The following is a 14,795-nucleotide window of genomic DNA, read 5'->3' as shown; positions in this document are numbered from 1 at the left end:
AATCCTTTTGAATGATTATCTTTGTACACTTTCAAATTTAGAACCTCTTTATGTCAACAAATAATAGAAGATTTCCAGCAGAATGGGAGAAACAACAAGGAATTGTATTGTGTTTTCCGCATAATGGTAACGACTGGCCAGGAAAATACGAAGCTGTTCAATGGGCTTTTGTAGAATTTATTAAAAAAGTAGCCACTTTTGAAACTGTTTTTTTGGTCGTAGCCGATGAAAAACTAAAAGAAAAAGTAGCCGAAATGTTAGAAAGAGCCCGTGTAAATATTCAGAATATATCTTTCATTATTCATAAAACGAACAGAAGCTGGATGCGCGATTCAGGACCAATTATTGTAAAAAATGGTTCAAAAAGAGAAGCATTGAATTTCAATTTTAATGGTTGGGCTAAATATAAAAATTATCAATTGGATAAATTTGTCCCTTCTAAAATAGCTGATTTTATCGATGTTCCTCTAACGCAGGTAATCTATAAAGGAAAACCGGTAATTGTAGAAGGCGGAGCAATTGATGTAAACGGAAGAGGAACTTTATTGACTTCTGAAGAATGTTTAATGCACCCGACAATTCAGGTTCGAAATAAAAATTTCACCAAAGAAGATTATGAAGCTGTTTTCAAGGAATATCTAGGAGTTACAAATGTAATTTGGCTTGGAAATGGAATTGAAGGTGACGATACACACGGACACATCGACGATTTATGCCGATTCGTAAATGAAGATACAATTGTAACGATTGTAGAAACAGATAAAAATGATGCTAATTACAAGCCGTTACAAGACAACTTGAAACGTTTGCAAAATGCAAAATTAGAAGACGGAAAATCTCCAATTATTGTAGCATTACCAATGCCAAAGCGTGTTGATTTTGAAGATTTAAGATTACCGGCAAGTTATGCTAACTTCTTGATTTTGAATAATTGTGTATTAGTACCTACATTTAATGATAGCAATGACAGAGTCGCACTAAATATATTATCAGAATGTTTTCCAGACAGAGAAGTAATCGGAATAAGCTGTATTGATTTTATCTGGGGATTTGGAACACTACATTGCTTGAGTCAGCAGATTCCAGCATAATATTAGCCACAGATTGCATAGATTAAACGGGTTTTTTATCTCGCAAAGTCACAAAGTCTTTTTATAAGTTTGTCAGACTGACTGAAGTTGAAGTCCTGAAAAAGTTTTAAGTTTAAATTTATTCAATAGTCTCCAGTTTTAAATGGAGGAAAATACGTCTTCATTAAAGGCTTTAATCAAAATTTGTATTTTGACTAAAGCCTTTTTTATTGATATATGCTTAACATGCAGACTGCCGGGTGTACGGAACAACATTCTTATATTTGTATATTCAATAATGCAGAAATGCAGATTTAATTTTTATATGAATAAAATATTTTTTACCCTCTCCATGCTTTCTGCAGGAGTTGTGTTCTCACAGTCTCATTCGCAAAAAAAAACTGAACTTACATTTGCGACCTATAATGTAAGTATGGAATCTGAAAATTATTCTCCAAGAGGTACAAAGGGAAATTCGGAACAGATATTGATCCATGAGCTTAATTCAGGAAATAATGCTCAAATCAAAAATATTGCCCAGATTATTCAGACCGTAAGGCCTGACGTTATTCTGCTAAACGAGTTTGACTACATTAAAAATCCTAAACTAGGTGTAAAGGCGTTTGTCAAAAATTATTTAAAAGTGGCTCAAGGCGGAGCAAAAGCTATTGATTATCCTTATTACTATTACTCAACCGTGAATACCGGTCAGCCAAGTCCTTACGATTTAAACAATGACGGAAAGTTGGAAAATTTCGGGAGTGATGCCTGGGGATTTGGTATGTATCCCGGTCAATATGCGATGGTACTTTTGTCAAAATATCCTATTGATGTTAAAGCAGTTCGTACTTTTCAAAATTTTAAATGGAAAGATATGCCAGAACCACTGCTTACTAAAAAGGCGGATGGATCAGACTGGTATAGCAAAGAGGCATGGTCACAATTTCCATTATCTTCAAAATCTCACTGGGACGTTCCTGTTCGGGTTGACAAGAAAACAGTTCATATTTTAGCGAGTCATCCGACTCCTCCGTCTTTTGATGGTGATGAAGATCGTAATGGAAAAAGAAATCATGATGAAATTAGGTTCTGGAAGGACTACATTTCAGACAATTCCGCTTCGTATATTTATGATGACAAAGGCTTAAAAGGCGGGTTAGCTGCAAATTCTCAATTTGTTATAATGGGAGATCAAAATGCTTCGCCCGTTGAAGGAAACGCTATCAAAGAAGGTATACAGTCATTACTTGCCAGTCCAAAAGTTAATAGTGAATTTTCGCCTGCGAGTAAAGGTGGTGCTGAATATACTCCTGAAAATGCTTTCGGAATTAACCATACTGCTTTTTGGAGAATGCGTGCTGATTATGTGTTGCCTTCCAAACTAGGTTTTAAATTTGTTAACAGTGGTGTGTTTTGGCCTGCCAAAGGCGAACCAATGTCAGAATTGGTTGAAAAACGTGAATCAAGTTCGGATCATCGTTTGGTTTGGGTAAAGGTAATTTTGGAGTAAATAGATCTTTTATAGAGTTTCTCGTGAAGATTTCTCCTGACGTCGAAATGTGAAATAAAATGAGAAAAGAACTTTGTGTCTTGACGACTTTACGAGATTAAACCATAATAAAAAACCTTGTTAGCAATAACAAGGTTTTTTATTTTATATCTCTTCAGATAATTTATCTGCTCTTCATGGTCTGATAAAAGGCGGCAATAATTGGCTGCAAACCTCTCCAAAACCAAGTCTTACTTCAGCATTTTCGCAAAAACCTCTAATGATAACCGTATCATTGTCCTCGATAAATTTACGTTCGCTTCCGTCATTTAATTTCAAAGGATTTTTTCCTCCCCAAGTCAATTCCAGCATAGAACCAAAACTGTCCGGAGTAGGGCCTGAAATCGTTCCGGAACCCATCATGTCACCAGAATTTACGCGACAACCGTTTGAAGTATGGTGCGCTAATTGCTGACTCATGGACCAGTATAAATATTTAAAGTTTGATTTGGAAACCACAGTTTCTTCAGCATCTTCAGGTTTAATAGAAACTTCAAGATGAATATCAAAAGCTTTTTTCCCTTTAGTCTGTAAATAAGGTAACGGTGATGGATCTTGTTTAGGACCTTTAGTTCTAAAAGGCTCCAAGGCATCCATAGTTACAATCCACGGAGAAATTGATGTAGCAAAGTTTTTTGCTAAGAATGGACCTAGTGGCACATATTCCCATTTCTGGATATCACGCGCGCTCCAGTCATTCAATAAAACCATTCCAAAAATATAATCTTCTGCTTCGTAAGTTGGGATATTTTCTCCCATTATATTTACGTCAGTGGTAATAAAAGCTGTTTCTAATTCAAAATCTACCAAACGAGAAGGTCCAAAAACCGGATATTTTTCTCCAGCCGGTAAAGTTTGTCCCATTGGCCTGTGAACCGGAATTCCAGACGGAACAATAGTAGAGCTTCTTCCGTGATATCCTACAGGTATGTGCAGCCAGTTTGGTAATAAAGCATTTTCAGGATCGCGGAACATTTTTCCCACGTTCGTAGCGTGTTCTTTACTAGAGTAAAAATCAGTGTAATCACCAATTAAAACAGGTAATTGCATTTCTACATCGTCAATTTGAAAAATAACAATATCTCGATCTTTTGTTGAATCTCTTAGTTGTGGGTTAGTTTCGTCGAAAATATCGGCAATGCGATTTCGAACTAAACGCCATGTTTTTTTTCCATCAGAAATAAAATCATTAAGCGTGTCTTGCATGAACATATCATCAGTTAAATCTATTCCTGCAAAATAGTTTAATTGTTGTAGAGCCCCTAAATCTATAGCGTAGTCGCCAATTCGTGTTCCTACAGTAACGACATTTTCTTTGGTAAGAAATACACCGAAAGGAATATTTTGAATAGGGAAGTCGCTATTTTCTGGCACTTCTAACCATGATTTTCTTTTGGTATCGTTAGCGGTTATTGGCATGTGAATGTTAATTATTTGTTGAAAAATTGTATGTCAAATATATCATAATCTAGCAGTTTGACAAACGTTTTTTTGTATTTTTGCAGGAAATTAACGAAAAACGAAAAAATGCAACGCGACGAACAAATTTTTGACCTTATACTAGAGGAACAAGACAGACAAATTCACGGATTAGAACTTATCGCTTCAGAGAATTTTGTAAGTGATGAGGTAATGGAAGCAGCTGGGTCTGTTTTAACAAACAAATATGCTGAGGGATATCCTGGCAAAAGATACTACGGCGGTTGCGAAGTAGTTGACGTTATTGAGCAAATTGCGATCGACAGAGCTAAAGAATTATTTGGTGCAGAATATGCAAATGTTCAGCCACACTCAGGATCTCAGGCAAACACAGCAGTTTACCATGCATGTTTAAATCCTGGTGATACTATTTTAGGTTTCGACTTATCTCACGGTGGTCACTTGACTCACGGTTCTCCGGTAAACTTTTCAGGTCGTTTATACAAACCGGTTTTTTATGGTGTAGATGCTGAAACGGGTCGTTTAGACTATGATAAAATTCAGGAAATTGCAACAAAAGAACAACCAAAATTAATCATTGCAGGAGCTTCGGCTTATTCTCGTGATATGGATTTTGCACGTTTCAGAGAAATCGCTGATAGCGTTGGAGCAATCTTGTTTGCTGATATTTCTCACCCTGCAGGACTTATTGCAAAAGGATTAATGAATGACCCAATTCCACATTGTCATATTGTTTCTACAACAACACACAAAACATTACGCGGACCACGTGGAGGTTTGATCTTAATGGGGAAAGATTTCGAAAATCCACAAGGGTTGAAAACTCCAAAAGGAGAAATCAGAATGATGTCTTCATTATTAGATCTTGCTGTTTTCCCTGGAAATCAAGGAGGACCTTTAATGCACATTATCGCTGCTAAAGCTGTTGCTTTTGGTGAAGCATTAAAAGATGAGTTCTTTACATATGCAATGCAATTGCAAAAAAATGCAAATGCTATGGCAGATGCTTTTGTAAAAAGAGGATACCAAATTATTTCTGGAGGAACTGATAACCACATGATGCTTATTGACTTAAGAAATAAAAATATTTCTGGTAAAGAAGCTGAAAACGCATTAGTAAAAGCAGAAATTACTGTAAATAAAAATATGGTTCCATTTGATGATAAATCACCATTTGTAACTTCAGGAATACGTGTAGGAACAGCTGCAATCACAACTCGTGGTTTAGTTGAAGAAGACATGGAAACTATCGTAGCTTTAATCGATAAAGTATTAGCTGATCATACCAATGAAGCTGTTATCGAAGAAGTAGCAAACGAAGTAAATGAAATGATGAGCGAAAGACCAATTTTCGTTTATTAAAAATCAGTCATAAAGTCTTAAAGTCGAAGGTCGAAAGTCTTGAAATGGAATGTAAAAATTCTATTTTAGTTTTGATCTTCGACTTTTTTTGACTTTACAACTTTCGACTTTACAACTTTAAGACTTATAAAAAATGGGCGTACTAAGATTACAATTACCAACAGATCCAAGATGGGTAAATATTGTAGAAAAAAATATTGAAGAAATCCTGACAGATCACGCTTGGTGCGAGCAAAAAGCAGCAACAAACGCAATAACAATTATCACCAACAATTCTGAACATCAGGATTTGGTAAAAGATTTATTGGCTTTAGCCAAAGAAGAAATCGATCATTTTGAGCAAGTTCATAATATCATAATCAAAAGAGGCTTAAAACTAGGACGCGAACGCAAAGACGATTATGTAAATGAATTGTATTTATATATGAAGAAAAGCGGAGACGGCAGCAGAGTTTCAGGTCTTGTAGAAAGATTGTTATTCTCTGCTATGATCGAAGCCAGAAGCTGCGAACGTTTCAAAGTTTTATCTGAAAATATTCAGGACGAAGAATTAGCTGTTTTCTACAGAGAATTAATGGAAAGTGAAGCTGGGCATTACACCACTTTCATTACTTACGCCCGTAAATACGGAGTAGGAATCGATGTTGAAAAACGTTGGAGAGAATGGTTGGCTTACGAAGAATCAATTATTACAAACTACGGAAAAGGAGAAACGATACACGGGTAGAATTTTTTAGTCTCGGTTTTCAGTCTCAGTTTTCAGTTTTTTTAGTGTTCAGGACAGTCTCAGTCTCAGTCTTAGTCTCAGTTTCCACGTTTGTCACGTTGAGCGAAGTCGAAACGCGACCCAATAATAAATTTTTCCAAATAAAAAAATCCGTATAAATCTGCGTTTTCGCGATAGCGAATCTGTGTCATCCGCGTTCAAATAAAAACAAAGTTTTAATAATCTAAAATCTGCAATCAACAATCTAAAATCCCTATATTTGAGAGTAACGAAAAACTCAAAGCTATGAGAATAGAAACTGATCTGAAATTAGGATTTAAAGATGTAATGATTCGACCAAAAAGATCAACGCTTAAAAGCAGATCAGAAGTGTCGCTGGAACGGAATTTTAAGTTTTTGCATTCTACTACAATCTGGACAGGAATCCCAATTATGGCGGCAAATATGGATACCGTTGGTACTTTTGAAATGGCTCAGGTTTTAGCCAAAGAGAAGCTTTTTACAGCCATTCATAAACATTATTCATTAGAAGAATGGAATGATTTTTTGAAAAATGTTACGCCGGATTTTTATGATTATATAGCTATTAGTACAGGAACAGGAAAAGAAGATTTTGCGAAAATTGGTCAAATTATAACTGCAAATCCGTTGCTGAAATTTATTTGTATTGATGTCGCCAATGGTTATTCAGAGCACTTTGTTCAGTTTTTAAAACAAACCCGAAAACAATATCCCGATAAAGTCATTATTGCCGGAAATGTGGTTACTGGCGAAATGGTCGAAGAACTATTATTAGCTGGAGCCGATATTGTAAAAGTCGGTATTGGTCCTGGTTCAGTGTGTACAACGCGTGTAAAAACAGGCGTTGGATATCCGCAACTTTCGGCTATTATAGAATGCGCAGATGCCGCTCATGGATTAGGCGGACATATTATAAGTGATGGCGGATGTAAAACTCCGGGAGATGTTGCGAAAGCTTTTGGTGCAGGTTCAGATTTTGTTATGTTGGGCGGAATGCTCGCAGGACATACGGAAAGCGGAGGAGAGTTAATCGAAATAAACGGCGAAAAATTCAAACAATTTTATGGCATGAGTTCTACAACGGCAATGGATAAATATGTTGGAGGTGTTGCAGAATATAGAGCCAGTGAAGGTAAAACAGTTCAGGTGCCTTATAAAGGAAATGCTATCAATACAGTTTTGGATATTTTAGGAGGATTGCGAAGCACGTGTACTTATGTGGGCGCTTCGAGACTAAAAGAGTTGACAAAACGAACGACTTTCATCCGCGTAAGCGAACAGGAAAATCAAATTTTTACTAAATAATAAAAAGTATTTTAAATAGAATTATGATTAAGATTACAGCAGCAACAATAAACGATATTAAGCAAATTCAGAATATAGTAAATATTACATGGCCAATTACTTACGGTGAAATTCTATCAAAAGAACAATTAGATTATATGTTGGGGCTTTTTTATTCTACTGAAGCTTTAATCGAACAATACAATGAAGAAATACAATTATTTTATATGATTGATGAAGATGAAACTAATATAGGTTTTATCGGAATAGAGCATAAATATAATGGAGAAGCAATAACTAAAATTCATAAAATCTATCTTTTGCCGGAAACCCAAGGAAAAGGAATCGGTAAAAAAGTTATTGACGAAATTGAAAAATTGGCTTTACAAAATAATTCAACAGCTTTATCCTTAAACGTAAACCGCTTTAATCCGGCTTTAGGTTTTTATAAGAAAATAGGTTTTGAAGTTAAAGAAGAAGTTGATATCGAAATTGGAAACGGTTATTTGATGGAAGATTATGTGATGAAGAAAAAAATATAAAAGTAATTTTTTCTGATTCTTGTCATTCCGAGGAACGAGGAATCTCCACAAGCAACTCCGCACAGAATAGTTGACAATTTTTGTAGAATTTCTTGTGGAGATTCCTCGTTCCTCGGAATGACAAACTGTGCGTATTTGTAGTTAATTTTGTTGAAATACAGTCTTTTGTATTGTTTGTTTTAACTCACAATCACATCATGCTTAAACAGCAATCCTTTTACTTCCTTCAAAGAAAAAACAGCTTTCTTTAGTTTGGTTTTTGAAGGATCAATAGTATAATTATAACTGGTTTTAAAATCGGCTTTGTTGGCGATTGCTTTGTCAAATTCTGAGCGATATAAGTCGCAATTATCAAAAAGAACACTTGTAAGATCAGTTGCCATAAAATCTACGGCAATTAAACTGCAATTGGTAAATGTGGTTCCTTTTATTTTTAAGGTGTAAAACTTAGAAAAATCAAGAATACAATCATAAAAGTGAACTTCAAATATGAGTTTGTCGCACATTGCAAAATTCACTTCTTTGATTTCGCAACGATTAAAAGTTGCAGTTCTAAAAGCTACATAATTTATTTTGGCCTCATTAAAAATGCAATCATTAAAGATGCAGTCAATAAATGTAACTGCTAAAAAAGTACAGGCAGAAAAATTACAATTATTAAAAACACAACATTCAAAATCCTTAAAATTGGCATTATCTCTACCATAAACAATGGTATCGTATTCTTTATCAAGGAAATATTCAGACTCTTTTTTCAAGGCAATTATTAAGGATTATTTTAAGCTCCAAAAGATAATAATTACAATGCATTAATTGGATAGTAAATGGCATTATTTTTTAAGTTCTAAAACTAGTGGATTTAAAAAAAAACGAGCAGATTTGTTTTTCGAATTGCTTTATTATACTATTAATTTGCTGTAGCTTTACACTTATTTTTCGTTAAAACATAACATTTATATTATATGGGATCAACAAGAAAAGAACATGATTTTCTGGGAGAATTAGACATTCCCAATCATTTATATTATGGTATCCAAACTTTTAGGGCTGTAGAAAATTTTAACATTACGGGGATTCCAATTTCAAAGGAACCTTTGTTTATCAAAGCATTGGGATATGTTAAGAAGGCTGCTGCTTTAGCAAATAAAGATTGTGGAGCTCTTGATCCTAAAATTGCCGAAGCAATCTGTTATGGAAGTGATCAGGTTATTTCAGGTAAATTTGATCAGGAATTTGTAAGTGATTTGATTCAGGGAGGAGCCGGAACATCGGTAAATATGAATGCTAACGAAGTTATTGCCAATATTGGCCTTGAATATCTTGGACATAAAAAGGGAGAATATAATTTCCTGCATCCTAACAATCATGTAAATTGTTCTCAATCAACCAATGATGCTTATCCATCGGCATTTAGAATTGCACTTTACATGAAAATGGAAAGTTTTATTAAAACATTAGAAGGTTTAGAAGTTGCTTTTGCTGCAAAAGGAGAGGAGTTTAAAAGTGTCCTGAAAATGGGAAGAACGCAATTGCAAGACGCTGTTCCTATGACATTAGGGCAGGAATTTAAATCATATGCGACTACAATAGGCGAAGATGTTAAAAGATTAAAGGATGCTCAAAGTCTGGTTTTGGAGATCAATATGGGGGCAACTGCAATTGGTACAAGAGTAAACGCACCGGAAGGATATCCGGAAATTTGTGTAAATTATCTCGCCAAAGAAGTTGGAATTCCGTTAACGCTTTCTCCTGATTTAATTGAGGCCACAGTTGATACCGGAGCATACGTTCAGATTATGGGAACACTAAAAAGAACTGCCGTAAAAATTTCTAAAATCTGTAACGATCTAAGACTATTAAGCTCAGGTCCCAGAACTGGTCTTAACGAAATAAATTTACCGGCGCGTCAGCCCGGATCTTCAATAATGCCCGGAAAAGTAAATCCCGTAATTCCGGAAGTGGTCAACCAAACTTGCTTTTATGTTATTGGTCAGGATCTTACGGTTACTATGGCAGCTGAAGCAGGACAATTACAATTAAATGTAATGGAACCGGTAATTGCCTTTGCCATGTTTACATCATTAGATTACCTGTCGAATGCAATTCAGACTTTAATTGATAAATGTATTATAGGAATTACTGCAAATGTAGACCATTGTTACAATATGGTAATGAACAGTATTGGTATTGTTACTCAGCTTAATCCAATTTTAGGTTATGAAGTTAGTGCCAGTATTGCTGGTGAAGCTTTGCAAATGAATAAAAGCGTACATGATATTGTAGTAGTCGAGAGAAAATTAATTACTCAGGAAAAATGGGACGAAATTTATTCGTTAGACAATTTAATAAATCCTAAGTTTATTACGAAATAAAATATTTACCCTTATAATTTTAAAAGCCGTCAATTTTATTGACGGCTTTTTTTGTGGTTTCAACTACTGTTTTTTAAAATAATTATTGTGTAAAATATTGAAAATTAGGTATATATTTACATAAAGGTTGAGCGCTATTTAGAAGAAATAAAATTTTAAAATGATAAATTTTTTAAAAAATAATTGTTTTCATTCTCAAATCTTCGGGTTACTCTTTTTTGTGACATTCAACTCCATTGCTCAGGAATCTGTTAATCCGGAATTATGTCCTCCCAGAACAATACTGGAAATCTTTAAAAAAAAGGATTCTGCGTATGTTGTTAAACCCACAAAAAATAATTTTTTCCTGGTTATTCCAGCGATTGGTTCACAGCCTGCAACCGGATTCTTTTTTGGCGGAGTAGCACAATATACTTTCAAAGGAAAACAAGAATCAGATAAATACTCTATTGCTAATTTAGGAATAACATATACGGCAAAGAAACAATGGCTTGTAAACGTGAAGAATAATATTCTGCTCAGGAACAACAGGATTTTTTTAAGTGGAGATTATCGATTGTATATTTTCTCACAGCCCAATTACGGACTGGGAACTACTAATATTCCACATCACAGTAGGAAAAATAATTTTAGTATTGATTCTATTGCACAACCAATGGATTACGATTATTTTAAATTTCACCAAACCGTATCTTTTGAAGTTTACAATAATTTTTATGTTGGCGGAGGAATAAATCTCGATTGGTATACAAGTATAAAAGATAAAGATCTGGATATCGGGAATCAAAAATATACCTATCATTATACTTATAGCCAAAAACACGGATTTAGTGATTTAGAATATTTTTTAAATGGGATAAGTCTCAACTTAGTGTATGATTCACGAGACAATCAGGTTAATTCAACCCACGGGTGGTTTGCCAATATCAACTATCGTTTTAATCCGGTTTTGTTTAATAATCAGGATTACAGTAATGTTTTGTATGCAGAATACCGTCATTTTATACCAGTTTCAAGTAAAGACAAAAGATATATCTTAGCCCTCTGGACTTACGGTCAATTTGTAACAAGAGGAAAAGTTCCGTACTTAAACTTACCGGCCATTGGCTGGGATCAGCGCAGCCGGAGCGGAGAAGGATATACACAGGGATTGTTTAGAGGAAACGGTTTGATTTATCTTTCAACAGAATTCAGGTTTCCAATTACTTGTGACCAAATGTTTAGCGGGACAGTCTTTACTAATTTTGTAACCGCAAGTAACGACGATAATAACATCTCTTTGTTTAGATCAGTACAACCTGCTGTGGGAGTAGGTTTGCGCATTTTAATTGATAAAAAAACACGAACAAACCTGATTGTCGATTATGCGTGGGGAAATAATTCTAAAGGATTCTATTTGAATGCTGGTGAAAGTTTTTGAATTTAAAAAATTAATTATCAAATGGTTATGTTTTAAATGTGAGAATTTTATCATAATTAAATCATAATATTCGAAAGAAAAAACTTAAATTTGAGATTCAATTAACTTTCAAAAACAAATATTATGAAACAGTACAGTTTATTATTAGTTGTTTTCCTGTCGGCAATAGGGATGCAGGCCCAGGATGCCAGATCCTTTTCTCTTAACTTGTATGGTAGTTACAATTTTTCTGATACGATTGATTATGATGGTTATTCTGCAACTATTGAAGATGGTTTTCAATATGGAGCAGGTTTTGAATATTTTTTCTCTACAAACAATTCAGTCGAAGTAAAATATCTAAGAGCAGATACTAAACTTCCCTTTTACGATCCGGCAGGTAATCAATTAAATGCGGGGGACGATAAAGGAGCATTAAATTTTATTCTTCTTGATGCCACACATTATTTCGACATAGGATCAAACTTATTGCCTTATTTAGGCGGAGGACTTGGCGTTGGGATTACCGAAACACCACAAAGCGGCAGCGGAACTTATTTTGCCTGGAACATAAAAGGCGGTGTAAAAATTAAAACGGCTTCATCAGTTTCTGTAAATATCAATGCGTATCTTCAATCCATGTCTGCAGCAGTTGGCAATAGTTATTACTGGACCTATTATGGGCCGGTTGGTGTAGAAGATTATGTAAGTACTTATCAGTTTGGACTTGGTGCCGTATTAAGTTTCAACTTCAAAAATTAATAGCATACCCAAAAAGCATATTTAAAAATACAAAAGCATTTGCCACTGGTGAATGCTTTTTTTAGTTGCTAAAAGTTACTGTTCATAATTAAATCATAATTTATAACTATTGTGATTTATATTTTTAATGGCAATCGTTATTTTTGTTATTCAACATTAATCAAAATGAAATTACTTATAGTCGAGGACGAACCAAATCTTTTATCGATTTTGCGCAAGGGATTTGCTGAAAACAACAACGAAGTTAGTGTAGCCATGGATGGTACAACAGCCTTAGAAATGCTTCACAACTATAATTTTGATGTTGTAATCTTAGACGTAATGCTGCCGGATATTAACGGAATTGAAATTTGCAGACGACTGCGTGCCAGTAAAAACTTTGTTCCAGTCTTGCTTTTAACAGCTCTTGGTACTTCAGAAAATATTGTAACAGGACTTAATGCCGGTGCCGATGATTATCTCGTTAAACCTTTTAAATTTGGAGAACTTGATGCAAGGGTTAACGCTTTAAACCGAAGAGCACATCAGGAAACCGAAAGAATCGATAGTATAACAGTAGGCGATTTAGAAGTAAATGCACGGGCTAAAACGGTAAAAAGAGATGGTGAATCTATAATCTTAACCGCAAAAGAATTTAAACTATTGTATTATTTAGCGAAAAATAGTGGAAGAATTGTTTCCCGTGATCAGATTTTAGATAATGTATGGGATATTAATTTTGATATGAATACCAATGTTGTTGATGTTTACATCACCTATTTAAGAAAAAAAATAGATAAACCTTTTGCAACCAAACTGATTCATACCATGAAAGGTTTAGGTTATGTCATAAAGCCATAAAATGGATATAAGAAAAAAAATCACTTTTACTTATGTAGCACTTTCTACGTTTAGTACACTATTATTATGTGTTATCGTTTTTGTACTGTTTCGTGAAAATAACAGATACCACTTCTTAAAACGATTAGAAGACAGGGCTAAAATTGTGGCATCAATTCATTTTCAGAATGATCCTGAAAAAAGTAAATATTACCGGGAATTAAAGAAAAACGGACTTGAAGAACTTATTGAAGAAGAAGAATTTGTTCTTAAAATAAACAGCGCCAACAGTTTTGATTATAATACTAATTTAAATTTACCAAACGAGTTTTACACTAATGTTTTAAGAACCGGAGAAGATTATTTTGAAGTAAACAGCAAATATTATTTAGGACAGGTTTTTAAAGAAAACAATCAAAGGTATATTGTAATAGTTGCCGCAAGAGACCGAAGAGGAAAAACGACGACTATTTTTATTGCAAAAATATTAATTTTTGGAGGTATTGCATTTATCCTTTTGGCTTTCTTTTTAGGAAGATTTCTGGCAAAAAGGGTTATTAATCCAGTAGCGAGAATTACCAGAGAAGTAAATAGGATCAGTGCATCTAATTTGCATAACAGATTACCTGAAGTTAAAAATTCAGATGAAATTTCAGATCTTACCGAGACATTTAATGATATGCTGGATCGTTTGGAAACCTCTTTTGAAATCCAGGCTAATTTTATAAACAATGCATCACACGAATTAAAAACACCAATAACAACTATTATCGCCGAGTCTGAAATTATGCTTTTGAAAGAAAGGGATGTTTCAGAATATATTCAGTCTTTAGAGAATATATACAATCAGGCTTCAAAATTAGGAAACCTGACAGAGAGCTTATTAAAGCTCACACAAACCGGTTACGATGGTAAAAAACAAGTACTGGATATTGCCAGAATAGACGAGTTGTTAATGGATGTAAAATCTGATCTGGATAAAATTTATCCTGATAATCGCGTGAGTATGAAATTTAATTTTGCTCCAAAAGATTCTAATCTGCTTTTAATACCTTGTAATAAGCCTCTTTTAGAGCTGGCAATTAATAATATTATTACAAACGGTGTAAAATATTCTGATAATAACGAAGTATTTGTGACACTTTCTGCAAATCAGGAAATGATTAAGATCGCTATTAATGATATTGGTATTGGTATTCCGCCAGAAGATATTCCGCATTTGTATGAACCTTTCTTTAGAGGAAAAATAGCAACAAAATATATAGGTTATGGTTTAGGACTTCCATTGGCTTCAAAAATTATACGAATGCATGATGGAGAAATACAAGTTCAGTCAGAGCAAAATAAAGGCACTATTGTAACTATTGTTTTTAATAAATCAAAAATAAAGAAAATCAACATTAAAAATTCTAATGTTGAATCTTAGAAACTTCTAATTTTATATTAAG

Annotated in this window: 13 protein-coding genes; 11 read left to right on the top strand and 2 right to left on the bottom strand. The window is 34.1% G+C overall.

From position 1 onward, the window contains the following. Positions 1-50: 50 nt before the first annotated feature. A complete protein-coding gene (locus RC62_RS19025; protein WP_055097895.1) occupies positions 51-1,091 on the top strand; it encodes an agmatine/peptidylarginine deiminase in 1,041 nt (346 codons plus the stop codon). Between the two features lie 304 nt (positions 1,092-1,395). After that, entirely contained in the window at positions 1,396-2,580 is a 1,185-nt protein-coding gene (locus tag RC62_RS19020; protein ID WP_055098581.1) for an endonuclease/exonuclease/phosphatase family protein, read from the top strand. 174 nt (positions 2,581-2,754) lie between these two features. On the opposite strand, the gene fahA is transcribed toward RC62_RS19020, so the two are convergent. Continuing rightward, positions 2,755-4,038 carry a fumarylacetoacetase gene (gene fahA / locus RC62_RS19015; protein WP_055097894.1) on the bottom strand — a complete coding sequence of 428 codons (1,284 nt, stop codon included), beginning with the start codon at positions 4,036-4,038 and terminating at the stop codon, positions 2,755-2,757. A gap of 108 nt (positions 4,039-4,146) precedes the next feature. Here fahA and glyA point away from each other — a divergent pair, with 108 nt between their 5' ends. The 4 genes from glyA to RC62_RS18995 all read left to right on the top strand — a co-directional run bounded on the left by glyA (position 4,147) and on the right by RC62_RS18995 (position 7,995). Further along, the gene (gene glyA / locus RC62_RS19010; protein WP_055097893.1) at positions 4,147-5,421 is read left to right on the top strand and encodes a serine hydroxymethyltransferase; all 1,275 of its coding nucleotides are present in this window, start codon (positions 4,147-4,149) and stop codon (positions 5,419-5,421) included. 133 nt (positions 5,422-5,554) lie between these two features. Beyond that, the gene (locus RC62_RS19005; RefSeq protein ID WP_055097892.1) at positions 5,555-6,148 is read left to right on the top strand and encodes a tRNA-(ms[2]io[6]A)-hydroxylase; all 594 of its coding nucleotides are present in this window, start codon (positions 5,555-5,557) and stop codon (positions 6,146-6,148) included. Positions 6,149-6,433: 285 nt separating this feature from the next. Continuing rightward, positions 6,434-7,474: a GMP reductase gene (locus tag RC62_RS19000; RefSeq protein ID WP_055097891.1), complete on the top strand. Its 1,041-nt coding sequence runs from the start codon at positions 6,434-6,436 to the stop codon at positions 7,472-7,474. 23 nt (positions 7,475-7,497) lie between these two features. Beyond that, positions 7,498-7,995, top strand: a complete 498-nt coding sequence (locus RC62_RS18995) for a GNAT family N-acetyltransferase (protein ID WP_082421331.1) — start codon at positions 7,498-7,500, stop codon at positions 7,993-7,995. A 179-nt stretch (positions 7,996-8,174) separates the two neighbouring features. Here the strand turns inward: RC62_RS18995 and RC62_RS18990 are convergent, their stop codons facing one another. Further along, positions 8,175-8,753, bottom strand: coding sequence for a pentapeptide repeat-containing protein (locus tag RC62_RS18990; protein WP_055097890.1), 579 nt, complete (start codon positions 8,751-8,753; stop codon positions 8,175-8,177). A gap of 204 nt (positions 8,754-8,957) precedes the next feature. Between RC62_RS18990 and aspA the strand changes: the two genes are divergently transcribed. From aspA to RC62_RS18965, 5 genes are all read left to right on the top strand, one after another. Next, positions 8,958-10,367 (top strand): aspartate ammonia-lyase, encoded by a 1,410-nt coding sequence (gene aspA, locus RC62_RS18985; RefSeq protein ID WP_055097889.1) that lies wholly within the window; start codon positions 8,958-8,960, stop codon positions 10,365-10,367. A 160-nt stretch (positions 10,368-10,527) separates the two neighbouring features. Then, positions 10,528-11,787, top strand: coding sequence for a BamA/TamA family outer membrane protein (locus RC62_RS18980; protein ID WP_055097888.1), 1,260 nt, complete (start codon positions 10,528-10,530; stop codon positions 11,785-11,787). 123 nt (positions 11,788-11,910) lie between these two features. Next, positions 11,911-12,528, top strand: coding sequence for an outer membrane beta-barrel protein (locus tag RC62_RS18975; protein ID WP_055097887.1), 618 nt, complete (start codon positions 11,911-11,913; stop codon positions 12,526-12,528). 165 nt (positions 12,529-12,693) lie between these two features. Beyond that, positions 12,694-13,368, top strand: coding sequence for a response regulator transcription factor (locus RC62_RS18970; RefSeq protein WP_055097886.1), 675 nt, complete (start codon positions 12,694-12,696; stop codon positions 13,366-13,368). Position 13,369: 1 nt separating this feature from the next. Further along, on the top strand, positions 13,370-14,773 hold the full coding sequence (locus RC62_RS18965) for a sensor histidine kinase (RefSeq protein WP_055097885.1): 1,404 nt from the start codon (positions 13,370-13,372) through the stop codon (positions 14,771-14,773). Positions 14,774-14,795: the final 22 nt, after the last annotated feature.

Origin of the sequence: Flavobacterium aquidurense (assembly GCF_001404985.1) — a bacterium.
Taxonomy (GTDB): domain Bacteria; phylum Bacteroidota; class Bacteroidia; order Flavobacteriales; family Flavobacteriaceae; genus Flavobacterium; species Flavobacterium aquidurense_B.
Note: the sequence above shows the minus strand (reverse complement) of the source record. Positions and strands in the feature narration are given on the sequence as shown.